Source organism: Pseudomonas fluorescens Q2-87 (assembly GCF_000281895.1).
GTDB classification, from domain to species: domain Bacteria; phylum Pseudomonadota; class Gammaproteobacteria; order Pseudomonadales; family Pseudomonadaceae; genus Aquipseudomonas; species Aquipseudomonas fluorescens_S.
The window spans coordinates 4,932,343-4,956,974 of sequence record NZ_CM001558.1; the positions used below are offsets into that span (position 1 = coordinate 4,932,343).

General features: G+C 61.0%; 22 protein-coding genes. 11 read left to right on the forward strand and 11 right to left on the reverse strand.

Translation table 11 applies throughout. The features are described 5' to 3' along the window. Positions 1–34: 34 nt before the first annotated feature. A complete protein-coding gene (locus PFLQ2_RS06130) occupies positions 35–757 on the reverse strand; it encodes a tellurite resistance TerB family protein (protein ID WP_003185023.1) in 723 nt (240 codons plus the stop codon). 179 nt (positions 758–936) lie between these two features. On the opposite strand from PFLQ2_RS06130, the gene PFLQ2_RS06125 reads away from it, so the two are divergent. The 9 genes from PFLQ2_RS06125 to PFLQ2_RS06085 all read left to right on the forward strand — a co-directional run bounded on the left by PFLQ2_RS06125 (position 937) and on the right by PFLQ2_RS06085 (position 9,970). Then, positions 937–1,851 (forward strand): LysR family transcriptional regulator, encoded by a 915-nt coding sequence (locus PFLQ2_RS06125; protein ID WP_003185024.1) that lies wholly within the window; start codon positions 937–939, stop codon positions 1,849–1,851. Positions 1,852–1,952: 101 nt separating this feature from the next. Further along, entirely contained in the window at positions 1,953–3,410 is a 1,458-nt protein-coding gene (locus PFLQ2_RS06120) for a gamma-aminobutyraldehyde dehydrogenase (protein WP_003185026.1), read from the forward strand. A gap of 136 nt (positions 3,411–3,546) precedes the next feature. Next, positions 3,547–4,698, forward strand: a complete 1,152-nt coding sequence (gene ydcS, locus PFLQ2_RS06115) for a putative ABC transporter substrate-binding protein YdcS (RefSeq protein WP_003185029.1) — start codon at positions 3,547–3,549, stop codon at positions 4,696–4,698. 229 nt (positions 4,699–4,927) lie between these two features. Then, on the forward strand, positions 4,928–5,965 hold the full coding sequence (locus PFLQ2_RS06110; RefSeq protein ID WP_003185030.1) for an ABC transporter ATP-binding protein: 1,038 nt from the start codon (positions 4,928–4,930) through the stop codon (positions 5,963–5,965). A 1-nt stretch (position 5,966) separates the two neighbouring features. Then, on the forward strand, positions 5,967–6,914 hold the full coding sequence (locus PFLQ2_RS06105) for an ABC transporter permease (protein ID WP_003185032.1): 948 nt from the start codon (positions 5,967–5,969) through the stop codon (positions 6,912–6,914). Further along, positions 6,904–7,728, forward strand: a complete 825-nt coding sequence (locus tag PFLQ2_RS06100; RefSeq protein WP_003185034.1) for an ABC transporter permease — start codon at positions 6,904–6,906, stop codon at positions 7,726–7,728. The genes PFLQ2_RS06105 and PFLQ2_RS06100 overlap by 11 nt, the downstream gene beginning before the upstream one ends. Positions 7,729–7,873: 145 nt before the next feature. Next, positions 7,874–9,298 carry a gamma-aminobutyraldehyde dehydrogenase gene (locus PFLQ2_RS06095; protein ID WP_003185036.1) on the forward strand — a complete coding sequence of 475 codons (1,425 nt, stop codon included), beginning with the start codon at positions 7,874–7,876 and terminating at the stop codon, positions 9,296–9,298. 146 nt (positions 9,299–9,444) lie between these two features. Then, positions 9,445–9,708 carry a CopG family ribbon-helix-helix protein gene (locus PFLQ2_RS06090; protein ID WP_003185038.1) on the forward strand — a complete coding sequence of 88 codons (264 nt, stop codon included), beginning with the start codon at positions 9,445–9,447 and terminating at the stop codon, positions 9,706–9,708. Continuing rightward, the gene (locus tag PFLQ2_RS06085; protein ID WP_003185040.1) at positions 9,671–9,970 is read left to right on the forward strand and encodes a type II toxin-antitoxin system RelE/ParE family toxin; all 300 of its coding nucleotides are present in this window, start codon (positions 9,671–9,673) and stop codon (positions 9,968–9,970) included. The genes PFLQ2_RS06090 and PFLQ2_RS06085 overlap by 38 nt, the downstream gene beginning before the upstream one ends. Positions 9,971–10,012: 42 nt before the next feature. Here PFLQ2_RS06085 and PFLQ2_RS06080 read toward each other — a convergent pair whose 3' ends face one another. Further along, positions 10,013–10,198 carry a hypothetical protein gene (locus PFLQ2_RS06080; RefSeq protein WP_003185042.1) on the reverse strand — a complete coding sequence of 62 codons (186 nt, stop codon included), beginning with the start codon at positions 10,196–10,198 and terminating at the stop codon, positions 10,013–10,015. A 363-nt stretch (positions 10,199–10,561) separates the two neighbouring features. On the opposite strand from PFLQ2_RS06080, the gene PFLQ2_RS06075 reads away from it, so the two are divergent. Further along, positions 10,562–12,187 carry a glucan biosynthesis protein D gene (locus tag PFLQ2_RS06075; protein WP_003185045.1) on the forward strand — a complete coding sequence of 542 codons (1,626 nt, stop codon included), beginning with the start codon at positions 10,562–10,564 and terminating at the stop codon, positions 12,185–12,187. 203 nt (positions 12,188–12,390) lie between these two features. Here the strand turns inward: PFLQ2_RS06075 and PFLQ2_RS06070 are convergent, their stop codons facing one another. From PFLQ2_RS06070 to PFLQ2_RS06060, 3 genes are all read right to left on the reverse strand, one after another. After that, positions 12,391–13,497 carry an NADH:flavin oxidoreductase/NADH oxidase gene (locus PFLQ2_RS06070; RefSeq protein WP_003185048.1) on the reverse strand — a complete coding sequence of 369 codons (1,107 nt, stop codon included), beginning with the start codon at positions 13,495–13,497 and terminating at the stop codon, positions 12,391–12,393. Between the two features lie 206 nt (positions 13,498–13,703). Beyond that, positions 13,704–15,413 carry a single-stranded-DNA-specific exonuclease RecJ gene (recJ, locus tag PFLQ2_RS06065; protein ID WP_003185050.1) on the reverse strand — a complete coding sequence of 570 codons (1,710 nt, stop codon included), beginning with the start codon at positions 15,411–15,413 and terminating at the stop codon, positions 13,704–13,706. Positions 15,414–15,476: 63 nt separating this feature from the next. Then, complete coding sequence (locus tag PFLQ2_RS06060; protein ID WP_003185052.1) at positions 15,477–16,019, reverse strand: YaeQ family protein; 543 nt, start codon at positions 16,017–16,019, stop codon at positions 15,477–15,479. A gap of 147 nt (positions 16,020–16,166) precedes the next feature. On the opposite strand from PFLQ2_RS06060, the gene PFLQ2_RS06055 reads away from it, so the two are divergent. Then, entirely contained in the window at positions 16,167–17,366 is a 1,200-nt protein-coding gene (locus PFLQ2_RS06055) for a CaiB/BaiF CoA transferase family protein (RefSeq protein WP_003185054.1), read from the forward strand. A 331-nt stretch (positions 17,367–17,697) separates the two neighbouring features. Here the strand turns inward: PFLQ2_RS06055 and PFLQ2_RS28145 are convergent, their stop codons facing one another. The 6 genes from PFLQ2_RS28145 to xerD all read right to left on the reverse strand — a co-directional run bounded on the left by PFLQ2_RS28145 (position 17,698) and on the right by xerD (position 24,549). Then, positions 17,698–17,985 (reverse strand): DUF3509 domain-containing protein, encoded by a 288-nt coding sequence (locus PFLQ2_RS28145; RefSeq protein WP_033046253.1) that lies wholly within the window; start codon positions 17,983–17,985, stop codon positions 17,698–17,700. 186 nt (positions 17,986–18,171) lie between these two features. Next, positions 18,172–19,542 (reverse strand): transporter substrate-binding domain-containing protein, encoded by a 1,371-nt coding sequence (locus tag PFLQ2_RS06050; protein ID WP_003185058.1) that lies wholly within the window; start codon positions 19,540–19,542, stop codon positions 18,172–18,174. Positions 19,543–19,662: 120 nt separating this feature from the next. Further along, positions 19,663–21,072: a threonine synthase gene (gene thrC, locus PFLQ2_RS06045; protein ID WP_003185059.1), complete on the reverse strand. Its 1,410-nt coding sequence runs from the start codon at positions 21,070–21,072 to the stop codon at positions 19,663–19,665. Positions 21,073–21,176: 104 nt separating this feature from the next. Further along, entirely contained in the window at positions 21,177–22,481 is a 1,305-nt protein-coding gene (locus PFLQ2_RS06040; protein WP_003185061.1) for a homoserine dehydrogenase, read from the reverse strand. Between the two features lie 131 nt (positions 22,482–22,612). Next, entirely contained in the window at positions 22,613–23,344 is a 732-nt protein-coding gene (gene dsbC / locus PFLQ2_RS06035) for a bifunctional protein-disulfide isomerase/oxidoreductase DsbC (protein WP_003185063.1), read from the reverse strand. A gap of 308 nt (positions 23,345–23,652) precedes the next feature. Next, on the reverse strand, positions 23,653–24,549 hold the full coding sequence (xerD, locus tag PFLQ2_RS06030; RefSeq protein WP_003185064.1) for a site-specific tyrosine recombinase XerD: 897 nt from the start codon (positions 24,547–24,549) through the stop codon (positions 23,653–23,655). Between the last annotated feature and the right edge of the window lie 83 nt (positions 24,550–24,632).

Genomic DNA, 24,632 nt, shown 5'->3' on the forward strand with positions numbered 1-24,632 from the left:
GTAAAGGGCCCAAACCACTAAGGTCGGGGCGGCTCTACGGTGTTGCCTGCCGCACCTGCTTCTCCAACTCGGCCTTCAATCCCGGCTCCAGCTTGAGCTGGCGCGCCAGCTCATCGAGGTAGGATTTTTCCATGAAGTTTTCCTCGTCCACCAGCATCACGCTGGCAACATACATTTCAGCGGCGATTTCCGGGGTACTGGCGGCGCGAGCGACGTCGATGGGGTCAAGGGGTTTGTTGAGCTCGGCGTGCAGCCAGCGCTGCAGTTCCTGGTCGTTATCGAGCTTGGTGAATTCGCCTTCGATCAGCTGCCGCTCACGCTCGTCGACATGGCCATCAGCCTTGGCGGCCGCCACCAATGCCTTGAGGATCGCTTGGCTGTGCTGCTCGACCTGCGCCGCCGGAACGCGGTCCAGGGTCTGCGGTTCGGTTGTTTGGCCACCGCCCTGTTGGGCCTGCCAGTTGCCATAGGCTTTGTAGGCGATCACGCCCAAGGCAGCCAGGCCACCATAAGCCAGCGCCTTGCCGCCGAAATTGCGGGCTTTCTTGTTGCCCAGCAACAGCCCCATGGCGCCAGCGGCCAATGCCCCGCCACCCGCGCCGGACAGCAAGCCGCCCAGGTTGCCCCCCGGATTACCGGAGCCGCCAAGCAACTCGCCCAAACCAGCGGACGGCTTGCCCTGGGAACCGCCAGCCTTGTTCTGCAACATTTCCTGACCGGACTTGAGTAGCTGATCGATTAATCCACGGGTGTTCATGTGCTGCCTCCACGCATTCGGGTTGACCGGATCATTAAGGTCACCAGCCTGGATCGAAAGTGCCCCGTCAGCCATGACGAGATTGCTTCGAGATGTTGCCTCGCGTATCACCAGCCCCACAGAAAAAACGATATACACTCCAGCGCATCGATAAAAACAGCCCACCGGGTATTCGTCCAATGATGACCCTGCGTCAGATCCGTCATTTCATCGCTGTGGCCGAGACCGGCTCGATCTCCTCCGCCGCACAGGCGGTTTTCATTTCCCAGTCCACCTTGACCCTGGCCATCCAGCAGTTGGAGCAGGAAATCGGCGTCTGCCTGTTCAACCGCCACGCCAAGGGCATGACCCTGACTCACCAGGGGCATCAATTCCTGCGCCAGGCTCATTTGATCCTGGCCACCGTCGACAATGCCAAGCGCAGCCTGCAACAGAGCACCGACCAGGTGGCCGGCCACGTCATCATCGGCGTCACCAGCCTGGTTGCCGGTTATTACCTGGCGGACCTGCTGACCCGTTTCCAGCGGGCCTACCCCAATGTGGAAATCCGCGTGATGGAGGATGAGCGGCCGTACATCGAGCACTTGCTGGTCAGCGGCGAAATCGACGTCGGGGTGCTGATCCTCTCCAACCTGGAAGATCGCCACGCCTTGCAGACCGAGGTACTGACTCACTCGCCCCACCGCTTGTGGCTGCCGGCCCAGCATCCGTTGCTGGAACACGACAGCATCAACCTGGCAGATGTGGCCCGCGAGCCGCTGATCCAGCTGAACGTCGATGAAATGGACCGCAACGCCCAGCGTTTGTGGCGCGGCGCCGGGCTGCAACCGAAGATCACGCTGCGTACCGCCTCGACCGAAGCGGTGCGCAGCCTGGTGGCCGCAGGCCTCGGGGTATCGATCCAGCCGGACATGACGTACCGCCCCTGGTCACTGGAGGGCGACATCATCGAGGCGCGCCCGATTGCCGACCTCAGCCAGACCCTTGACGTCGGCCTGGCATGGCGCCGAGGCACGGCGCGGCCAGCCCTGGTCGATCCGTTCCTGACGGTAGCCCGGGAACAACCGCCGGGCGGACGCAAGCCATCGATTTAATCGAATGCAGCCTTGAGTATTTAGAATTTGTCGGCCTTGAGGCTGAGCACTAGTCTCTCAGGCATCCCATGGTTCTGTGCTTCAAACTGAGACTTATAAAAATGGCTGGCACGCAGACCCCGTTGTGCACCGCGTTGCTGATCGACGGCGAACTCGTATCCGGTGAGGGGGTTGTCGAGCCCATTCTCAACCCGGCCACCGGCGAAGTACTCGCTCATATCGCCGAAGCCAGCATCGAACAGGTGGAAGCTGCAATCCTCGCAGCCCACCGCGCATTTGACGAATGGTCGCAGACCACGCCGCAACAACGTTCGAACCTGTTGCTGGAGATTGCCGCCGCCATCGAAAAAAACGCGGACTACTTGGCCCGCCTCGAATCCCTGAACTGCGGCAAACCTTTGCATTTGGCGCGCCAGGATGACCTGAGCGCCACCGTGGACGTGTTCCGTTTCTTCGCCGGTGCCGTGCGCTGCCAGACCGGCCAGCTCAGCGGTGAATACCTGCCTGGCTACACCAGCATGGTGCGCCGCGATCCCATTGGCGTGGTGGCGTCCATCGCGCCGTGGAATTACCCGATCATGATGGCCGCCTGGAAAATCGCCCCGGCCCTGGCCGCCGGCAACACGCTGGTGTTCAAGCCGTCGGAACACACGCCCTTGTCGATCCTGGCGCTGGCGCCGGTCTTGGCCGGGATTCTGCCGCGGGGCGTTATCAATATCATTTGCGGAGGCGGCGAAGGGGTCGGCAGCCATTTGGTCAGCCATCCCAAAGTACGCATGGTCTCGCTGACCGGCGACATCGTCACCGGGCAGAAGATTCTCCAGGCGGCGGCGAAAACCCTCAAGCGAACGCACCTGGAACTGGGCGGCAAGGCGCCGGTAATCGTATGCAACGACGCCGACCTCCAAGCCGTGGTCGAGGGCGTGCGCACCTATGGCTATTACAACGCCGGGCAGGATTGCACCGCGGCTTGCCGGATCTACGCTCAGGGTGGGATTCACGACCGGTTGGTGGCCGAGCTCGGCGCGGCGGTCAGCAGCCTGCGCTTTGCCGGCAAGCGCGATGCCGACAATGAAATCGGCCCGCTGATCAGCGTTCGCCAGCGTGACCGCGTCGCCAGTTTCGTCGAGCGCGCCCTCGGCCAGCCCCACATCGAGCGCATCACCGGCGCGGCGGTGCATTCCGGCGCGGGGTTTTTCTATCAACCCACGCTGCTGGCCGGCTGCAAGCAAAGCGACGAGATCGTCCAGCGCGAGGTGTTCGGCCCCGTCGTCACGGTGACCCGCTTCGATGAACTCAGCCAGGCGGTGGACTGGGCCAACGATTCCGAATACGGCCTGGCGTCCTCGGTGTGGACGCAGAACCTGGACAAGGCGATGCAGGTGGCGGCGCGGCTGCAATACGGCTGCACCTGGATCAACAGCCATTTCATGCTGGTCAGCGAAATGCCCCATGGCGGCCTGAAACGCTCGGGCTACGGCAAGGACCTGTCCAGTGATTCGCTCCAGGATTACAGCGTGGTGCGCCACATCATGGCCCGGCATAGCCGGGAGTTTTGAGCGGCAAGCTGCAAGCTGCAAGCTGCAAGCAACAGCAGTGCATGGCTTGCAGCTTGCAGCTTGCAGCTAAGCTAAAACAACAATCAGCGACACGCCTCTCAACTGCCCTACCACAATTAAAGCAAGAGGGATTTCCATGTACGCGCACAAGACCGCATTGCTCAGCGCTATCACCACGGCGCTGCTGACCAGCGTCAGCCTCCAGGCCGCCGAACCGCCCAAGGCCATTGGCGCCGGCGAAGGCCAATTGGACATCGTTGCCTGGCCGGGCTACATCGAACGAGGCGAAAGCGACAAGGCCTACGATTGGGTAACAGGTTTCGAAAAGGACACCGGTTGCAAGGTCAACGTGAAAACCGCCGCCACCTCCGATGAAATGGTCAGCCTGATGACCAAGGGCGGCTATGACCTGGTCACCGCCTCGGGCGATGCCTCCCTGCGACTGATTGCCGGCAAGCGTGTACAACCGATCAACACCGCGCTGATCCCCAACTGGAAGAACCTCGACACGCGCCTCAAGGATGCACCCTGGTACGTGGTCAACCAGCAGACTTATGGCACCCCGTACCAGTGGGGCCCGAACGTGCTGATGTACAACACCGACGTATTCAAGCAGGCACCGACCAGTTGGAGCGTATTGTTCAGCGCTCAGAACCTGCCTGACGGCAAGCCGAACAAGGGACGCGTGCAAGCCTACGATGGCCCGATCTACATCGCCGACGCGGCGCTGTACCTCAAGACCGCCAAGCCGGAACTGGGCATCAAGGACCCGTACCAACTCGACGAAGCGCAATACAAGGCCGTATTGGAATTGCTGCGGGCCCAGCAGCCGTTGATCCACCGCTACTGGCACGACACCACTGTGCAGATGAGCGATTTCAAGAACGAAGGCGTGGTGGCGTCCGGCGCCTGGCCGTACCAGGTCAACGGCCTGGTCAACGAGAAACAACCGATCGCGTCCACCATTCCAAAAGAAGGCGCCACTGGCTGGGCCGACACCACGATGCTCCACGCCGAGGCCAAGCACCCCAACTGCGCGTACAAATGGATGGACTGGTCGCTGCAACCGAAAGTCCAGGGCGACGTGGCCGCGTGGTTCGGTTCCCTGCCCGCCGTGCCAGCGGCGTGCAAAGGCAGCGAGCTGCTGGGCGCCGAGGGTTGCAAGACCAATGGCTTCGACCAGTTCGACAAGATCGCCTTCTGGAAAACCCCGCAGGCCGAGGGCGGCAAGTTCGTTCCGTATAGCCGCTGGACCCAGGACTACATTGCGATTATGGGTGGGCGCTAAACCCCAGCAACTGCTTGGACCGGGGACATGATTAGCCCTGTGGCGAGGGAGCTTGCTCCCGCTGGGGGGCGCAGCCACCCCAAGACCAGCCGATGCGGTGGGTCAGGCAATACCGCGTCGATCTGTTTTGGGCGTGCTGCGCACGCCAGCGGGAGCAAGCTCCCTCGCCACGGGACCGCGTTCCAAAGTTGATATTTCATAGCCGCCCCGCTTTTTGGAGCACCGCACCATGACACTTGCAGTCCAATTCACTCACGTTTCCCGTCAGTTCGGCGAAGTGAAAGCCGTTGACCGGGTTTCCATCGATATCCAGGACGGCGAGTTCTTTTCCATGCTGGGCCCCTCTGGTTCAGGCAAGACCACCTGCCTGCGCCTGATCGCCGGGTTCGAACAGCCCAGCGCCGGCTCGATCCGCATCCACGGCGAAGAAGCCGCCGGGTTGCCGCCCTATCAGCGCGACGTCAATACAGTGTTCCAGGACTACGCCCTCTTCCCACACATGAATGTGCGCGACAACGTCGCCTACGGTCTGAAAGTCAAAGGCGTCGCCAAGGCCGAGCGTATCCAGCGCGCCAACGAAGCGCTGGAAATGGTCGCCCTGGGCGGCTACGGCGAGCGCAAGCCGGTGCAACTGTCCGGCGGCCAGCGCCAGCGCGTGGCCCTGGCCCGGGCGCTGGTCAATCGTCCACGAGTGCTGTTACTGGATGAGCCCTTGGGCGCCCTTGACCTTAAGCTGCGTGAACAGATGCAGGGCGAGCTGAAGAAGCTGCAACGGCAACTGGGCATCACCTTCATCTTCGTCACCCACGACCAGACCGAAGCGTTATCGATGTCCGACCGCGTGGCAGTGTTCAACAAGGGCCGCATCGAACAGGTCGATACACCGCGCAACTTGTACATGAAGCCGGCGACGACTTTTGTCGCCGAATTCGTCGGCACCTCCAACGTGATTCGTGGCGAACTGGCCCAGCAATTGAGCGGTTATCCACAGCCGTTCTCGATCCGCCCGGAACACGTGCGTTTCGCCGAAGGCCCGTTGGCCGGTCACGAAATCGAGGTCCGCGGCCTGCTTCACGATATCCAGTACCAAGGCAGCGCCACGCGCTACGAGTTGAAACTCGAGAACGGCCAGACCCTGAGCCTCAGCCAGGCCAATACCCAATGGATCGACAACGGCGCCCAGCACCAGACCGGTCAGCAACTGAGCGTGCGCTGGGCCCGTGAAGCCATGATCCCGCTGCACGACACCGTCGCCGGTGAGGTGTGAGATGAGCACCCTGGCCATTAACCCGACACCGGCATCGGGATCGTCGCTGCGCAGGTTTTCCAACCTGCTGTACCGTCGGCCCAACCTGTATCTGTCGATGCTGCTGGTGCCGCCGCTGATCTGGTTCGGCGCGATCTACCTGGGTTCGCTGCTGACCTTGCTGTGGCAAGGTTTCTACACCTTCGACGACTTCACCATGGCGGTCACGCCGGACCTGACCCTGGCGAATTTCGCGGCGCTGTTCCAGCCCTCGAATTTCGACATCATCCTGCGCACGTTGAGCATGGCCATCGTCGTGTCCATCGCCAGCGCCGTGGTCGCGTTCCCGATTGCCTATTACATGGCGTGCTATACCAGCGGCAAGACCAAGGCGTTCTTCTACATCGCAGTCATGCTGCCAATGTGGGCCAGCTACATCGTCAAGGCCTATGCCTGGACACTGCTGTTGGCCAAGGGCGGCGTGGCGCAGTGGTTTGTCCAGCACTTGGGGCTGGGTCCAGTGCTGCAGTTCGTGCTGGAGATTCCCGGCGTCGGCGGCAGCACGCTTTCCACTTCTCACCTGGGACGCTTCCTGGTGTTTGTCTACATCTGGCTGCCGTTCATGATCCTGCCGATCCAGGCCTCCCTGGAGCGCCTGCCGCCGTCGCTGCTGCAAGCCTCGGCCGACCTGGGTGCCAGGCCGCGCCAGACCTTCATGCAAGTGATCCTGCCACTGTCAGTGCCGGGCATCGCCGCCGGTTCGATCTTCACGTTTTCGCTGACCCTGGGGGATTTCATCGTGCCTCAACTGGTGGGCCCGCCGGGCTACTTCGTCGGCAGCATGGTCTACGCCCAGCAAGGCGCCATCGGCAACATGCCCATGGCCGCGGCGTTCACCCTGGTACCCATCGTGCTGATCGCCATCTACCTGTCTATCGTCAAGCGCCTGGGGGCTTTCGATGCACTCTGACTCTTCATCCCAAGGGCGCGCGTCCTGGGGACTGCGCATCGCAGCGTGGGGCGGGCTGGTGTTTTTGCACTTCCCGATCCTGATCATCTTCCTCTATGCCTTCAACACCGAGGACGCGGCGTTCAGCTTTCCGCCCAAGGGCCTGACCTTGAAGTGGTTCAGCGTCGCCTTCTCGCGCCCGGACGTACTGGAGGCGATCAAACTGTCGTTGCAAATCGCAGCCATTGCCACGCTGATCGCCATGGTGCTCGGCACACTGGCTTCGGCGGCGCTGTACCGCCGCGATTTTTTCGGCAAACAAGGCATTTCACTGATGCTGATCCTGCCGATTGCGCTACCAGGCATCATCACCGGCATTGCTCTATTGGCGACGTTCAAGTCCCTGGGGATCGAACCCGGGATGCTGACGATCGTCATCGGACACGCGACCTTTTGCGTGGTGATCGTCTACAACAACGTCATCGCCCGCCTTCGCCGTACGTCCCACAGCCTGATCGAGGCGTCGATGGATTTGGGAGCCGATGGCTGGCAGACCTTCCGCTACATCATCCTGCCCAATCTCGGCTCGGCGTTGTTGGCTGGCGGGATGCTGGCGTTTGCCCTGTCGTTCGACGAGATCATCGTCACCACCTTCACCGCCGGCCACGAACGCACCCTGCCGCTCTGGCTGCTCAACCAGCTCAGCCGCCCTCGCGACGTGCCGGTGACCAATGTCGTGGCGATGCTGGTGATGATCGTGACGATGCTGCCGATATTGGGCGCCTATTACCTGACCCGTGGCGGTGAAAGCGTGGCCGGTAGTGGGGGGAAATAAATACCACGGTGGAACCGGATCCCCTGTGGGAGCGGGCTTGCTCGAAAGCGGCGTGTCAGACGGTGCAGATGTTGGATGACACACCGCATTCGCGAGCAAGCCCGCTCCCACCCAGACCACAAACAAGATTCGAGAGGAAATGGATATGCAAACCAAACTGCTGATCAACGGCCACTTGGTAAACGGCGAAGGCCCTGCCCAGGCCGTGTTCAACCCCGCGCTCGGCAGGGTGCTGGTGGAAATCAACGAAGCCAGCGAAGCCCAGGTCGACGCCGCCGTACGCGCGGCCGACAGCGCTTTCGACAGCTGGTCGCAGGTTGCGCCCAAGGACCGCTCCCTGTTGTTGCTTAAACTGGCCGACGCCATCGAAGCCCATGGTGAAGAACTGGCGAAGCTGGAATCCGATAACTGCGGCAAGCCGCTGAGCGCCGCACTGAACGACGAGATCCCGGCCATCGCCGACGTCTTCCGCTTTTTTGCCGGTGCCAGCCGCTGCATGAACGGCTCGGCCGGCGGCGAATACCTGCCGGGGCACACCTCGATGATCCGCCGTGATCCGGTCGGGGTTATCGCCTCCATCGCGCCATGGAATTACCCGTTGATGATGGTCGCCTGGAAAATCGCCCCGGCCCTGGCCGCCGGGAATACCGTGGTACTCAAGCCGTCGGAACAAACCCCGCTGACGGCATTGCGCCTGGCGGAATTGGCGTCGGAAATTTTCCCGGCCGGCGTGCTAAACGTGGTGTTTGGTCGTGGGCAGACCGTCGGGCAGCCGCTGGTCACGCACCCGAAAGTGCGCATGGTGTCGCTCACTGGCTCCATCGCCACCGGCTCGAACATCATTTCCAGCACCGCCGACAGCGTCAAGCGCACGCACATGGAACTGGGCGGCAAGGCCCCGGTGATTATTTTCGACGACGCCGACATCGACGCGGCGGTTGAGGGCATCCGCACCTTCGGTTTCTACAACGCGGGCCAGGACTGCACCGCCGCCTGCCGCATCTATGCCCAACAAGGCATCTACGACCAGTTCGTCGAAAAACTCGGCGCGGCGGTGGGCAGCATCAAGTACGGCCTGCAAAACGCGCCGGATACCGAAATGGGCCCGCTGATCACGGCGCAACATCGCGACCGCGTGGCAGGCTTCGTCGAACGAGCCATCGCCCAGCCGCATATCCGCCTGATCACCGGCGGCAAGGCGGTGGACGGCAATGGGTTCTTCTTCGAACCGACGGTACTGGCCGACGCTCAACAGGATGATGAAATCGTCCGCCGGGAAGTGTTCGGGCCGGTGGTGTCCGTCACGCCATTTCTCGACGAAGCCCAAGTGCTGGGCTGGGCCAACGATTCGGATTACGGCCTGGCCTCATCGGTGTGGACCGCTGACATCGGCCGCGCCCATCGCTTGTCCGCGCGCCTACAGTACGGCTGTACCTGGGTGAACACGCACTTCATGCTTGTCAGCGAAATGCCCCATGGCGGTCAGAAACGCTCCGGTTATGGCAAGGACATGTCGATGTATGGGTTGGAGGATTACACGGTGGTGCGGCATGTGATGTTCAAGCATTGAGGACAAGACAACACTGGCAACACATGCTCGCGGTAGCCCTGTGTGGGTGCTGCTAAGGTTTTCGTCTATCGGTGCGCGCTCGCCGGTTGACGGAAATCCCGGCAGCACCTAGGGTGTCTACAACGTATACACCCCAGGAGATTGCCATGGCCTCGCCCGTTTTATCCTTTCGCGTGGAAGAAGGTCTGGCCCAGCAGCTGGATTTGTTGGCTGCCGCCACCGACCGCGACCGTCAATACCACCTCAAGCGTGCATTGGTTCGATATGTGGAAGCCGAGTCCTGGCATCTACAAGCCATCAGCGAAGGCATAGTCGATGCCGATGCTGGAAATCTGACCGACCTGGATGCCGTGAAGGCTAAGTGGGCAAAGCGTGCCGAGCATCGTACTGACCGACAAAGCACAGAGTGACCTCGACTCGATTTATGAACACTACCAAACCGCCATCGGTACGGAAGGCGCTGACAATGTCATCACCACCATTCTGGAAACGCTGCGACAACTGCAGCGCTTTCCAGGCTCTGGCCGTCCTTCTGTCGTTCCCGATATTCGGGAGCTGGTGTTGACACGTTATCCGTTCGTTGCGCCTTACCGGCTCATGCATGGGCAATTGCAGGTCTTGCGCATACTGCATCAACGCAGCGAACGCTCCCAGGACTGGTCCACGGAATAATTGCGGCCAGTGACCATCTGCCCGGCCGCCCAAAACGATTATTCAAAACCTCGAAACACTCCTCATTGCATCCACCAGATAACGCATGGCGATCCGGTCGTTTTCCGACAGCTCCCGATAGCGCTCCACCAGCCTCATCTCCTCCAGGCTGAGCCGCTTTGTCCTGCGCGCATTGTCCAGGCCTGGAAAGAGCCCCAGTATTTGGGTAATGCCCTGTATTTTTGTCATGAGCGTTGTCCTTCTTTACGTCTAATCGACCTGATAGCGGCGTCTGAATGCGGGTTGAATTGCCTGTCACGCTTAAGAATAGGGAGGATTCATAGCGTGAAAAGAGAGTTTTAGAGTAATTAGTCAAAAAACGCTGGAATGGGCATAAAAAAAGAAAGAACTGTAAGAAAATTTAACCAAGGCACGCTTTTCATTCTCCCTCCAGCCTGGTTATCCCCTAAGATTTTGCGCTTTGGTGAACCGATCCAGCTCTCAGGCATCTGTTCTAACGTCCGTCGCGTTTGGCCAAAGGCATGTCCGAACTCCTTTACCAGTCTCTGTTGCCAGGATCGGCTTGGGATTGTTTCGAGAAAGGTTGTATTTATGCACCGCAGGAATCTGCTCAAGGCCTCCATGGCCTTCGCCGCCTACACCGGTCTATCGGCCTCCGGGCTCATGGCCGCACGTGCCTGGGCCGCTGACCAGACTGCCGACGGCCAGGCCCGTCCCTTCGATTTCGATGACCTGAAAGACCAGGCCCGGCAACTGGCCGCGAGCCGCTACGTCGACACCAAGCAAGTCTTGCCACCGACCCTCGCCCAGATGTCACCCCTGCAATTCAACGCGATCCGCTACGACGCCAACCACTCCTTGTGGAACAAGCTCGATGGCCAGCTGGACGTGCAGTTTTTCCACGTCGGCATGGGCTTCAAGCAGCCGGTGCGCATGTACAGCGTCGATCCGAAAACCCGTATGGCCCGTGAGGTGCACTTCCGCCCGGAGTTGTTCAACTACGAGAAAACCACCGTCAACACCTCGCAGTTGACCGGTGACCTGGGGTTCTCGGGTTTCCGTGCATTCAAGGCGCCGGAGCTGGATCGGCACGACATCGTTTCGTTCCTGGGGGCCAGTTATTTCCGCGCCGTGGACGCCAGCGGCCAGTACGGTTTGTCCGCTCGCGGATTGGCCATCGACACCTACGCCAAAAAGCGTGAGGAATTCCCGGACTTCACCAAGTTCTGGTTCGAAACCCCGGACAAGAACAGCACCCGCTTCGTGGTCTACGCCCTGCTCGATTCCCCCAGCGCCACGGGTGCCTATCGTTTTGACATCGATTGCCAGCCGACCCGGGTGGTCATGGAGATCGACGCCCACGTCAACGCCCGCACGGCCATCGAGCAGCTCGGGATCGCCCCGATGACCAGCATGTTCAGCTGCGGCACCGTCGAGCGGCGCATGTGCGACACCATTCACCCGCAAATCCACGACTCCGACCGGTTGGCCATGTGGCGCGGCAACGGCGAGTGGGTCTGCCGTCCGCTGAACAACCCCGCCACCTTGCAGTTCAACGCCTTCGCCGACAAGGACCCGAAAGGCTTCGGCCTGGTGCAGACCGACCATGACTTTGCCAGCTACCAGGACACCGTGGACTGGTACAGCAAGCGTCCAAGCCTGTGGGTCGAACCGACGACGGCCTGGGGCGAAGGCTCTGTCGATCTGCTGGAAATCCCTACCACCGGCGAAACCCTGGACAACATCGTTGCGTTCTGGACACCGAAGAAACCGGTTGCCGCCGGTGAGTCGCTGAACTACGGCTACAAGCTCTACTGGAGCGCCCTGCCTCCGGTCAGCACGGACCTGGCGCATGTCGATGCGACCCGTTCGGGCATGGGCGGTTTCATCGAAGGCTGGGCACCCGGCGAGCATTACCCGACCGTCTGGGCGCGGCGTTTCGCCGTGGACTTCAGCGGCGGCGGCCTCGACCAACTGCCGCCCGGCACCGGCATCGAACCGGTGGTGACCTGCTCCCACGGCGAAGTGAAGGACTTCAACGTGCTGGTGCTCGATGAGATCAAGGGCTACCGCATCACGTTCGACTGGTACCCGACGGACGATCGCGTGGACCCGGTGCAGATGCGCCTGTTCATTCGTAGCAAGGAGCGCACCTTGAGCGAGACCTGGTTGTACCAGTACTTCCCGCCGGCGCCGGATAAGCGCAAGTATCCCTAAGTCCCGCGGCGTCAGGAATGACGCCTTCGCGAGCAAGCTCGCTCCCACAGAGGGTTCGTGTTGCTCACAGAATTTGTGTTCGACGCCGTTCCCTGTGGGAGCGAGCTTGCTCGCGATGAGGCCGGTACAAGCGCCGACTCATCCAGCCAGATAAACCAAAAGCCCCGGGCAACACGACCGGGGCTTTTTGTTTCATGCCTTGCTCAATCGCGCAAATCAGACTCATGAATCGGCTGGTCCCGATGCGTCGCCCGTTGGTATTGCGCCGGCCACGTGGCCTTGCGTCCACCCAAATCATCATCGGCGTGCAGGGGCCAGTAGGGATCACGCAGCAACTCCCGCGCCAGGAAAATGATATCGGCCTGGCAAGTTCGCAAGATGTGCTCGGCCTGGGCCGGTTCGGTAATCATGCCGACGGTGCCAGTGGCGATTTCCGACTCCTTGCGCACCCGTTCGGCAAAGCGCGTCTGGTAGCCCGGGCCAGTGGGAATCTCGGCGTTGGCCGCGGTTCCGCCCGACGACACATCGATCAAGTCCACCCCCAAGGCCCGGAATCGCCGTGCCAGCTCTACGGTTTCATCCGGGTTCCAGCCGTCCTCGACCCAGTCGGTGGCAGAGACGCGCACGAACACCGGCAATTCGTCAGGCCATACGGCTCGCACCGCCTCGGTGACTTGCAGGACCAGGCGGATGCGGTTTTCGAACGAGCCTCCATATTGATCGCGCCGCTGGTTGCTCAGGGGAGACAGGAACTGATGCAGCAAGTAACCATGAGCGGCGTGGACCTCGACCACTTTGAAGCCAGCCGTCAGGGCACGCTTGGCCGAATCGACGAAGGCCTGGACCACGTCGGCAATCTGCCCTTCGTCCAATTGGACCGGCTGGGTGTGTTGCGGATCGAAGGCAATGGGTGATGGACCGACCGGAACCCAGCCGCCGTCCGCAGGTTTCACGCTGCCATGCTTGCCCAGCCAGGGTCGCCAGGTACTGGCCTTGCGCCCGGCATGAGCCAGCTGAATACCCGGCACGGCCCCTTGGGCAGTGATGAAGCGGGTGATGCGTTGCAAGGGTTCGATCTGCTCGTCGTTCCACAGCCCAAGGTCCTGGGCGGTGATACGGCCGTCGGCGGTGACGGCGGTGGCTTCGGTGAACACCAGGCCGGCGCCGCCTACGGCGCGGCTGCCAAGGTGCACCAGATGCCAGTCGTTAGCCAGGCCGTCGGCGCTCGAATACTGGCACATCGGCGACACCGCGATGCGATTGGGCAGGGTCAATTGACGAAGCGTATAGGGTTCCAGCAGCAGACTCATGGGGCACCTCTCGAATCAGTGGGCAGGCTCCAGGGTTCTGTTTGAAAAGTCGACGAGTGACAAAAGGTGCAACACCCGCCCCCGCGGGCAATGAAATTCGACAAGACGTCACAAGGGCTATCAACCAGTGCTTAGAGCCTAGTCGACAACCTGGGAGGAGGAAGGGTTCAGAAGTTAAAAACCGACATCGTGACGAGATTCTGCGCTTAACGCGGTTCGATATGGGCAATCATCAACTGCACCGTTTCCTGGCCGCGGAATTCGTTGAGGTCGAGCTTGTAGGCCAATTCGACCCAACGCACGGTTGGGTTTGGCCAGATATCGCGGTCAATGCCGAAGGCAATGCCATCGAGCTTCACCGAGCCGCATTCGCTCTTGAGGACGACCTTCAGGTGCCGTTCGCCGACCACGCGCTGTTCGACCAGCTGGAACACGCCGTGGAACATCGGTTCCGGAAAATGCTGGCCCCAGGGTCCGGCATGGCGCAACGCCCGGGCCAGCTCCAGGTGAAATTCCTCGACCGCCAACGTGCCGTCCGACAACAGCCGCCCGGTCAGGTCCTCTTCGCGCATCTGCCGACGCACTTCCGCGTCGAACGCTTCGGCGAACAAGGGAAAGTTAGCTTCCGGCAACGTCAGCCCCGCCGCCATGGCGTGACCTCCGTATTTGCTGATCAGGGTCGGATGCTGCGCCGCCACTACGCTCAACGCGTCACGAATGTGAAACCCCGCTACCGAGCGACCCGAGCCCTTGAGCAGGCCGTCGCCAGCATCGGCAAAGGCAATGGTCGGCCGGAAATAGCGCTCTTTCATACGCGAGGCGAGGATACCGATCACGCCTTGGTGCCACTGCGGATCGAACAGGCACAAGCCAAATGGCATCGACTCCACCGGCAGGTCCTTGAGCTGGGCCAAGGCCTCGCGCTGCATGCCTTGCTCGATGGATTTGCGGTCCTGGTTCATGCCGTCCAGTTGTGCGGCCATCTCCCGCGCCAGGGCCACGTCATCGGTGAGCAGGCATTCGATGCCCAGGCTCATGTCATCCAGGCGCCCCGCCGCGTTCAGGCGCGGGCCGAGGATGAACCCGAGGTCGGTGGACGTGATACGCGAATGATCGCGCTTGGCCACTTCCAGAATCGCCTTGATACCGGGACGGGCCCGTCCGGCGCGAATCCGTTCCAGCCCCTGGTGCACCAGGATCCGGTTATTGGCGTCCAGCGGGACCACGTCGGCGACGCTGCCCAGGGCCACCAGATCGAGCAGCTCGCCGATGTTCGGCTGGGGTTTGCTGGCGTACCAGCCCAGGCTGCGCAGACGCGCCCGCAGCGCCATCAGCACGTAAAAAATCACCCCGACACCCGCCAGCGCCTTGCTCGGGAAATCACAGCCCGGCTGGTTCGGATTGACGATGGCATCGGCCGCCGGCAATTCGAGACCCGGCAAGTGGTGGTCGGTGACCAGCACCTTGAGCCCCGCCGCTTTCGCCGCCGCCACGCCTTCCACGCTGGAAATGCCGTTATCCACGGTAATCAGCAACTGTGGCTCGCGGGTCAGCGCGACTTCGACGATTTCCGGCGTCAGTCCGTAGCCGTATTCGAAACGGTTAGGCACCAGATAGTCGACATGGGCCGCACCCAGCAAGCGCAGGCCCAGCATGCCCACGGTGCTCGCCGTCGCGCCATCGGCATCGAAGTCACCGACGATCAGGATCCGCTGACGCTGCTCCAGCGCGACCACCAGCAGGTCCACCGCCGCGTCGATGCCCTTGAGCTGCTGATAAGGAATCAAGCGCGCCAGGCTCTTGTCCAGTTCAGCCTCGGACTGCACGCCGCGCGCCGCATACAGGCGGGTCAACAGCGGCGGCAGGTCACCGAGAAATGGCAGGGTGTCGGGCAGTTGGCGGGGTTCTATGCGCATGGGGGGACGGACATTTCTCTGAAAAATTTAATTGTGCAGCTCATTAAGTGCCGGGGCGGCAGCTCAACCACGCTCGCCCAGCAGCCATTGCAACTGGACTTCATGCTGGCCACGATCATCAGTCACGAAAATAGTACCCTCGCTGATCATCACGTCCCACTTGATCACACGCGGCATGTCCTGGGCCAGGATTTCCAGCACGTCCTGGGGCACGGCGGCGATGTTGACGTTTTTCAGATTCTTCACCGCTGGAATTACCTTGCCTTCCCATACCCGCAGGCTGCCATAGGCCAACAGGCTGGTGCGCTCGGTGCGGCGCGAGCACCAGGTCAGGCGATCGGCATCGGGCTGGCCGACTTCGATCCAATGCAGCACACGGTCGTCCAGACTTTTTTCCCACAGAGCAGGTTCATCGACGTCTGACAGACCACGGCCGAATGCCAGCAGCTCGTTGTACCAGAAGGCATAGGCCAACAGGCGCACGGTCATGCGCTCCTCGGTTTCCGACGGATGACGGGCAATGGTCTGCTTCACATTCTCATACACATTGCGGTCGAGGTCGGTGAGGTTCAGTTCAAACTTGTAGGTCGTGGACGGCTGGGCCATGAACGGGCTTCTTGATACGAGGAAAGGCGGCAAGTCTAACCGATGACGCGGGCAATCCACGAATTGCCGACCATCAACCTGCGGCGACTGACAGCGGCCTATGATAAAACGCTCTACTCGTTTCGCTTTTGTCCTACAGGATCCGTCATGTCGCTAACTGCCAAACCCCTTGCGGGCGTCAAAGTCATCGAACTCGGCACCTTGATCGCCGGGCCTTTTGCCTCGCGCATCTGCGGTGAATTCGGTGCCGAGGTGATCAAGGTCGAATCCCCCGACGGCGGCGATCCGCTGCGCAAGTGGCGCAAGTTGTATGAAGGCACTTCCTTGTGGTGGTTCGTCCAGGCCCGCAACAAGAAATCCCTGACCCTGAACCTGAAACACCCGCAAGGCCTGGCGATCCTGAAACAGCTGATTGGCGAAGCCGACATCCTGATCGAGAATTTTCGCCCCGGCGTGCTGGAAAAGCTCGGCCTGGGCTGGGATGTCCTCCACGCGCTGAACCCGAAGCTGGTCATGGTGCGGCTTTCAGGCTTTGGCCAGACCGGGCCGATGAAGGACCAGCCCGGGTTTGGTGCGGTGGGCGAATCCATGGGCGGCCTGCGCTACATCACCGGGTTTGAAGATCGGCCGCCCGTGCGCACTGGCATCTCCATCGGCGACTCCATCGCCGCCCTCTGGGGCGTGATTGGCGCACTCATGGCCTTGCGTCACCGCGAGGTCAACGGCGGAACCGGGCAAGTAGTGGATGTGGCCTTGTACGAAGCGATCTTCGCCATGATGGAAAGCATGGTGCCGGAGTTCGACGTGTTCGGCTTCATCCGCGAGCGCACCGGCAACATCATGCCTGGTATCACTCCGTCGTCGATCCACACCAGCGCCGACGGCAAGCATGTGCAAATTGGCGCCAACGGCGACGCGATCTTCAAGCGCTTCATGCAGATCATCGGCCGTGACGACTTGGCCAGTGACCCGCAGTTGGCAAGCAACGACGGCCGCGACAGCCGGCGCGACGAGCTATATGGCGTCATCGATCGCTGGGTCAACTCGCTGCCACTCGATGCCGTCATAGAGCAGTTGAACCAGGCCGGCGTACCCGCCAGTCGGATCTTCAGCGCCGAAGATATGTTCAGCGACCCACAGTTCCTCGCCCGTGAAATGTTCCTACAGGCCAAGCTGCCGGACGGCAAGGCGTTCAAGATGCCGGGCATCGTCCCGAAACTTTCTGACACACCAGGGACTTCCGAATGGGTCGGGCCGGCGCTGGGGGAACACACCGCACAGGTACTCGGCGAGCTTGGCTACGATCCACAGCAGATCGCCAAGCTGCGCACCGACGGGGCTATTTGATGCCCACCATAAGATCTGCGTCGCATATCCACTGTGGGAGCGAGCCTGCTCGCGATTGCGGTGCGTCAGGCAACATCAACTCGACTGTCCCGACGCTATCGCGAGCAGGCTCGCTCCCACAAAAACTCAACGCCGCTCAGTAGTTTGAGCGCGAGGTAATCCTGAACGCCGGACAAAAAGAAACCCCGAGAAGTGGGGAGACAACTCGGGGTTAAACGTGACCACTTTTCAGGTCAGTACAACAAGCGACAAGCACCGGAGCACAATGCTTGCTCTTGTTGGTAAAAGGTCTGACTCACTAAGGCGTAGGAAGGTTCCCAGCAAACCGCAGTCAATTCGCCGCGGTCATGACCTTGTCGCCCGCCAGGTTGCGCAGCGCCGCAATTACACAGGGTTCCAGACGACCCTCGGCAATCAGCACATCGCGATGCAGGCCATCGACTACGTCCGTCAATTGTCGCTTGTCGCTCAATTGGGCCTGATTGAATACGCGCTCGACCACGATGGCCCCAGCGGCATTCCTGAGCGTCACCAGACATTGGCCCTTAGCAACGGAGGGGGTCAGCGTGACCTGATACGGGCTCAAAGCCTCACCCAGCAATAGGCTGATACTTTCCATTCGCTCACCCTTCAATAGTCTGAAAAAACAACTGCATGTACACAGTAAGTGACCGTGGGCCGCAGCAGAAAGTTCGTCAGCGCACCGAACCGATACACATCGAACCCGTACAACCGAGCATGCGCGTGCAATATGACAGGCAAACAACCGCCTTCGCAGGATGCAGTTTCGTAGCGAATGCCTGCGTCAGGCCAGGAATCGGTCGGAACGACGCCAGCGGCGCCCGACATCGGCCCAGCCTCCCAACAGGCCGCGCAACTGCCCGTCGGCCCCGTAGAAGGGCACCGACCAGTGATAGATTTCCCGTAATCCACTGCTGAACATCAATTGCCGATCGGCGAATCGGGACTGGCCGGTTCGCAGTTGTTCCATCACCTCCCCATGCAACAGCTCGGCGGTGGCCGGGGGAAACCCCGCGCAATCGGTCAGCCGCGTACCGCGCAGTTTTTCAAAGCGGGTCGCAAACTGTTCCTCGTAGCTTTTGTTGCACATGATCAGGCGCCCTTCCAGGTCACGAATGAATATCGGATCGGGAATGGCATCCATCAGCGCCCTCTGAAGCATCAGTTGGTCCTTGAGGACGGTCTCGGCCTTGAGGCGCTGATCGACCTGGGCTTGCAGGCGCCGGTTCCACAAGAGTGACAATAACCCGAACAATACGACCACGGTCACGCACCAGTAGCCCCATTGGGACATCCGCTGCCAAAGCGAAGGCGGCTGGGTCGGGACGATACCCGACATCCACTTGGCGCGCAGCGTACGCATCTCCTCGGCAGGGAATGCCTCGAGTGCTTTATTCAAGATACTGAGCAAGGGTGTCAGGTCTTGGCGCACAGCCAGATAGTCCGGTTCCCACTTGCCCTCAAGGCTCGTTCCTACTTGCAGTTGTCCCGCCGGATGCAGGTGCACGCCCGTCTCATTTTCAATGGTGGCGTGGGCCTCACGGCTTTCTACCAGCGCCCGCGCTTCCCCATAGGTCTTGACCGTGCGCAGTTCGATGGCCGGGTAGTCGCGCCTGATTTCCGCCTCCAGCGCATGCCGCACCGGCAATGCCAGGACCTTGCCTTCCAATTGCTCCAGCGAATGGAGGGCCGACTCCCCATCACGACCGACAAATACCCAGCCGGACCCGCCAAAGGCATGGCTGAAATGGAGAAAGTTCCGGCGTTCATCGTTCATCGCCAGCAGGGTCGTCATATCGGCCTCGCCATTCTCCAGCATCGTCAGCAACTGGTCGGGGGAGAACGACTCCCGATGCACGAACGCAAGACCGGTCATCTGCCCGATGCGCTGAAGAATGTCATGGTTCAGCCCGTCCCACTGCCCGGTTTCATTCTTGAACAGGTACAACGGAAACTGCATCGACGCCACGATCACATGTGGGTTCTCTTTGATCCACTTCACTTCCCCGGCATCCAGCGCCAGCGGTTCGCCAGATTCCAATGGCGGCGATTCCAGGGCCACCAATGGAGCTGCACCTCCTCCCTGCGCCCAGTGCATCAGGACCAGGAACATCACCCAGCCCAGCGCTGGTTTGCATTTGATAAAAAGCAACATCTGCACTTCCTTCGAGATGACTCGCCCGTGCCTCCAAGGGCGAAAACCCGATCAGTTTGGCATGCAGAAACAAGAAAGCCCGTCAGGAGACGGGCTTCAAAATGTGACAGGTTTCAGCGCTCAGAGCGGCTTGCCGCGGTTGCCATGCTGACTGACAAAGGCCTGCACGGCTTTCAGGTCGTTGGGCAACACGGTGCAACGCTCATCTCGCTCAAACAAATCAGAAAGATGTGCTGGTAGTTCAAGCGCTTTTCCTACGCCCGCTTGCTCCACTGCTTCCGGAAACTTGACCGGATGAGCCGTGCCCAGGATCACCATCGGGATGTCCAGGCTGCGACGGCATTCACGAGCGGCCCTGACGCCGATGGCCGTGTGCGGATCGAGCAGTTCACCGCTTTGCTCGAAGACCTCGGCGATGGTTTCGCACGTCTGCGCATCATCCACCGCCAGGGAGTCGAACAGCTTGCGCGCTTCGGTCCAGCGCTCAGGCTCGACGCTGAAACCACCGCCTTGCTTGAAGCTGTCCATCAGGCCGGCAATCGCCGCACCGTTGCGACCGTGCAGGTCGAACAGCAGGCGCTCGAAGTTCGACGACACCATGATGTCCATCGACGGCGACAGCGTGGCGTGCAGCGTTTCCTTGACGTACTGGTTGCCGCTCATGAAGCGGTGCAGGATGTCGTTGCGGTTGGTGGCGACGATCAATTGGTTGATCGGCAGCCCCATGTTGCGCGCCAGGTAACCGGCGAAGATATCGCCGAAGTTGCCGGTAGGCACCGAGAACGACACGGAACGGGCCGGGCCGCCCAGCTGCAGGGCCGCATGGAAGTAATAGACAATCTGGGCCATGATCCGCGCCCAGTTGATCGAGTTCACTGCCACCAGCCGCGTGCCCTTGAGGAAGCCCTGGTCAGCGAAACTGGCCTTGACCATTTCCTGGCAGTCATCGAAGTTGCCTTCGATGGCGATGTTATGGATGTTCTCGCCGAAAATCGTCGTCATCTGCCGACGCTGCACTTCCGAAACGCGGTTGTGCGGGTGCAGGATGAAAATGTCGACGTTCTCGCAGTGCTTGCAGCCTTCGATGGCGGCCGAACCGGTGTCGCCAGATGTTGCACCGACGATCACCACACGCTCGCCGCGCTTTTGCAGCACGTAGTCCAACAAGCGACCCAGCAATTGCAGGGCAAAGTCCTTGAACGCCAGGGTCGGGCCGTGGAACAGCTCCATCACCCATTCGTTACCGTTGAGCTGGCGCAGCGGTGCGATGGCGTCGTGGGAAAAGACACCATAGGTCTCTTCCAGAATCTTTTTGAAATCGGCGTCCGGGATGCTGCCGGTGACGAACGGGCGCATGACCCGGAACGCCAGCTCGTGGTACGGCAGGCCGGCCCAGGAGGCGATTTCTTCCTGAGTGAAGCGCGGCAGGTTTTCCGGCACATAAAGACCGCCGTCCGTGGCCAGGCCGGCCAGGAGGACATCTTCGAAATTCAGGGCCGGTGCCTGGCCGCGGGTGCTGATATAGCGCATAGGGGCAAACCTTCGGTTTGAGCTGCGAGCTGTAAGCTACAAGCTGCAAGTAAAAGCGAGGTGGCTTCTGACTTGTGGCTCGTAGCTTGTAGCTTGTAGCTGCGTTAGTTCAAATGTTCGACGCGGATCCGGACCACTGGGCCAACAACGCCCTGCAGGGCCTCCAGCGCTGTGATCGCGTCATTGATGCGCTGCTCGACCACACGGTGGGTCAGCAGGATCATCGGTACCAGGCCGTCGTGTTCCTCGACTTCCTTTTGCATGATCGACTCGATGTTGATGCCGCGTTCCGAGAGAATACTCGCCACCTGGGCCAGTACGCCGGGATGGTCCTTGGCCTGGATGCGCAGGTAGTAGGAGCTTTCGCACGCTTCGATCGGAAGAATCGGGTGAGCCGACAACGAGTCCGGCTGGAAGGCCAGGTGCGGCACACGATTTTCCGGGTCCGAGGTCATGGCGCGAACCACGTCCACCAGGTCGGCAATCACCGAAGAGGCCGTCGGTTCCATGCCTGCACCGGCGCCGTAGAACAGCGTCGAGCCGGAGGCATCACCGTTGACCATCACCGCGTTCATCACGCCGTTGACGTTGGCGATCAGGCGGTCGGCCGGGATCAATGTCGGGTGCACGCGCAATTCGATGCCACTGGCGGTGCTGCGCGCCACGCCCAGGTGCTTGATGCGGTAGCCCAGGGCTTCGGCGTAGTTCACGTCGGCGGTGGTCAGTTTGGTGATGCCTTCGGTGTAGGCCTTGTCGAACTGCAACGGAATGCCGAACGCAATGGACGCCAGGATCGTCAGCTTGTGTGCCGCGTCGATGCCTTCCACGTCGAACGTCGGATCAGCCTCTGCGTAGCCCAGGGCCTGGGCTTCGGCAAGAACGTCTTCGAAGGTGCGACCCTTCTCGCGCATCTCGGTGAGGATGAAGTTGCCGGTGCCGTTGATGATCCCGGCCACCCAGTTGATGCGGTTGGCCGACAGGCCTTCGCGGATCGCCTTGATCACCGGGATGCCACCGGCCACGGCGGCTTCGAAAGCCACGATCACGCCCTTCTCGCGGGCCTTGGCGAAAATCTCATTACCGTGAACAGCGATAAGCGCCTTGTTCGCGGTGACCACATGCTTGCCATTCTCGATGGCCTTGAGTACCAGCTCGCGGGCGACGGTGTAGCCGCCGACCAGCTCTATGACGATGTCGATCTCAGGGTTCGTGGCCACTTCGAATACATCGTTGGTAATCGCAATACCGGTCGTTTGGAACTGAGGCTTTGGCGTGCGCATGGCAATTTGTGCCACTTCGATCCCACGCCCGGCACGACGAGCAATTTCCTCGCCGTTACGCTGAAGTACGTTGAAGGTGCCGCCACCGACGGTACCTAACCCACAGATGCCTACTTTGACCGGATTCACTCTTGACTCCCCATGAAACGGCCGACGCAAGGTCGGCCGTGAAATACAGCCGCGCAGCTACGCGACTTTGTGTTTAACGGCCCGACGAAGGTTTCGCCGAGCCGTGATCTTCAAAAGCGGATCGCCCATGATCATTTCGCGCCAAGGGCCAGTTTGGCGACTTGTGGCGCCGGCTGATAGCCCGGTATCACCTGACCGTCAGCCAATACGATGGCCGGCGTACCGTTCACACCAATCGACTGGCCGAGGGCGAACTGCTTGGAAACCGGGTTCTCGCATTTGGCGGCCTTGATTTCCTTGCCGTCAACCATCTTGTCCATGGCCGCTTTCTTGTCCTTGGAGCACCAGACCGCCTGCAATTGCTCGTCACCCGGCGAGCCAAGGCCCTGGCGCGGGAACGCAACATAACGCACTTCGATGCCGCGCTTGTTCAGCTCCGGCACTTCGGCGTGCAGCTTGTGGCAATACGGGCAGGTGGTGTCGGTGAACACGGTGATGTGGGACTTGGTTTCGCCCACTGCCGGATAGACCACGGTTTCAGCGACTGGAATGCCGTTGATCAACTTGGAAATGCCCTGGCGCTCGGTCATTTCGGTGAGGTTGACCGGCTTGCCGTCCTTGAGCTCGAACAGGTTGCCCTGGACGATGTACTGGCCGTCGGCGCTGGCGTAAAGCACGCGGCTGCCCTTGAGCTTGACCTCATACAGGCCGGCCATGGGGCTGGCCGAGATGGTTTCGATGGGCACTTCGAGCTGAAGGTTTTCCAGGCTCTTGCGGATAGCCTTGTCCGCCGCGTCGTCGGCGATGGCAAAAGTACTGGCCAACGCGATGGCGGCGGCGGTGAACATCTGGATCAAACGCATGGGAACTCCTGAGGCGAACAAATGGGACGGGGAAACGCCGACCCGCAGAATCGGGTTCCAGCCGCCCACTGTGCAAACCGGCAAAGCCTACCACATAAGGTCCGCGTGGCCGAATGTCGCTGACGCAAGACAGCACCCAATGCACGAGGCCCAGGAACTTGGTGGCGAGGGAGCTTGCTCCCGCTGGGGCGCGTAGCGGCCCTGGAGCCTGACACCACGAACCTCCAGAAAAACGGGGGTGTTCCATGAGCGACTGCTGCGCAGTCGAGCGGGAGCAAGCTCCCTCGCCACAAAAAGCGATGCACCGCCTAGCCACGCGGATGATGCTTGGCGTGCAAGTCCTGCAACCGCGCCCGGGCGACATGGGTGTAGATCTGGGTGGTGGACAGGTCGCTGTGGCCGAGCAACATCTGCACCACCCGCAGGTCGGCGCCGTGGTTGAGCAGGTGTGTGGCGAAGGCATGGCGCAGGGTGTGGGGCGAAAGGGACTTGTTGATGCCGGCGACCTTGGCCTGGTGCTTGATGCGATGCCAGAAGGTCTGGCGGGTCATCTGCTCGCCGCGCAGGCTGGGGAACAATACATCGCTGGGGCGCCCACCCAGCAGTTCGTGGCGGGCGTCGCGCATATAACGTTCGACCCAGACGATCGCCTCTTCCCCCATCGGCACCAGGCGCTCCTTGCTGCCCTTGCCCATCACCCGCAGCACGCCCTGGCGCAGGTTGACCTGCTCCAGCGTCAGGCTGATCAACTCGGTGACACGCAGGCCGCAGGCATACAAAACCTCCAACATGGCCCGGTCGCGCTGGCCGATGGCTTCGCTGAGGTCCGGCGCCGCCAGCAACGCCTCGACATCGGCTTCCGACAGGGATTTGGGCAGCGGGCGCCCCAGTTGCGGCATTTCCACCCGCAGGGTCGGATCCACGGCGATGAGTTTTTCCCGCAGCAAATAACGGTAAAACCCACGCAAGCCGGAGAGAAATCGCGCAGTCGAGCGAGGCTTGTAGTTCTGCTCCAGGCGCCACGCCAGGTGATCGAGAATCAACTCACGCCCGGCATTGACCAGTTCCAGGTTTTTTTCCTGCAACCAGCCATTGAACAGCGCCAGATCGCTGCGATAGGCACCGCGGGTGTTATCGGACAGGCCTTTTTCCAACCACAGGGCGTCGAGGAACTGGTCTATCAGGGGATGATCGATGGCTGGCATAAAAACTCACGAAGGATGCCGGTGCACACGGCATCGAAAACGGACAGCGAAAGCAGGCAGGGTGCGCAAAGACCAAATCGCAG

Coding starts and splice junctions, on each gene's coding strand:
- PFLQ2_RS06130 (WP_003185023.1), bottom strand. CDS start 757: ATGAACACCCGTGGATTAATCGATCAGCTACTCAAGTCCGGTCAGGAA.
- PFLQ2_RS06125 (WP_003185024.1), top strand. CDS start 937: ATGATGACCCTGCGTCAGATCCGTCATTTCATCGCTGTGGCCGAGACC.
- PFLQ2_RS06120 (WP_003185026.1), top strand. CDS start 1,953: ATGGCTGGCACGCAGACCCCGTTGTGCACCGCGTTGCTGATCGACGGC.
- ydcS (WP_003185029.1), top strand. CDS start 3,547: ATGTACGCGCACAAGACCGCATTGCTCAGCGCTATCACCACGGCGCTG.
- PFLQ2_RS06110 (WP_003185030.1), top strand. CDS start 4,928: ATGACACTTGCAGTCCAATTCACTCACGTTTCCCGTCAGTTCGGCGAA.
- PFLQ2_RS06105 (WP_003185032.1), top strand. CDS start 5,967: ATGAGCACCCTGGCCATTAACCCGACACCGGCATCGGGATCGTCGCTG.
- PFLQ2_RS06100 (WP_003185034.1), top strand. CDS start 6,904: ATGCACTCTGACTCTTCATCCCAAGGGCGCGCGTCCTGGGGACTGCGC.
- PFLQ2_RS06095 (WP_003185036.1), top strand. CDS start 7,874: ATGCAAACCAAACTGCTGATCAACGGCCACTTGGTAAACGGCGAAGGC.
- PFLQ2_RS06090 (WP_003185038.1), top strand. CDS start 9,445: ATGGCCTCGCCCGTTTTATCCTTTCGCGTGGAAGAAGGTCTGGCCCAG.
- PFLQ2_RS06080 (WP_003185042.1), bottom strand. CDS start 10,198: ATGACAAAAATACAGGGCATTACCCAAATACTGGGGCTCTTTCCAGGC.
- PFLQ2_RS06075 (WP_003185045.1), top strand. CDS start 10,562: ATGCACCGCAGGAATCTGCTCAAGGCCTCCATGGCCTTCGCCGCCTAC.
- PFLQ2_RS06070 (WP_003185048.1), bottom strand. CDS start 13,497: ATGAGTCTGCTGCTGGAACCCTATACGCTTCGTCAATTGACCCTGCCC.
- recJ (WP_003185050.1), bottom strand. CDS start 15,413: ATGCGCATAGAACCCCGCCAACTGCCCGACACCCTGCCATTTCTCGGT.
- PFLQ2_RS06060 (WP_003185052.1), bottom strand. CDS start 16,019: ATGGCCCAGCCGTCCACGACCTACAAGTTTGAACTGAACCTCACCGAC.
- PFLQ2_RS06055 (WP_003185054.1), top strand. CDS start 16,167: ATGTCGCTAACTGCCAAACCCCTTGCGGGCGTCAAAGTCATCGAACTC.
- PFLQ2_RS28145 (WP_033046253.1), bottom strand. CDS start 17,985: ATGGAAAGTATCAGCCTATTGCTGGGTGAGGCTTTGAGCCCGTATCAG.
- PFLQ2_RS06050 (WP_003185058.1), bottom strand. CDS start 19,542: ATGTTGCTTTTTATCAAATGCAAACCAGCGCTGGGCTGGGTGATGTTC.
- thrC (WP_003185059.1), bottom strand. CDS start 21,072: ATGCGCTATATCAGCACCCGCGGCCAGGCACCGGCCCTGAATTTCGAA.
- dsbC (WP_003185063.1), bottom strand. CDS start 23,344: ATGCGTTTGATCCAGATGTTCACCGCCGCCGCCATCGCGTTGGCCAGT.
- xerD (WP_003185064.1), bottom strand. CDS start 24,549: ATGCCAGCCATCGATCATCCCCTGATAGACCAGTTCCTCGACGCCCTG.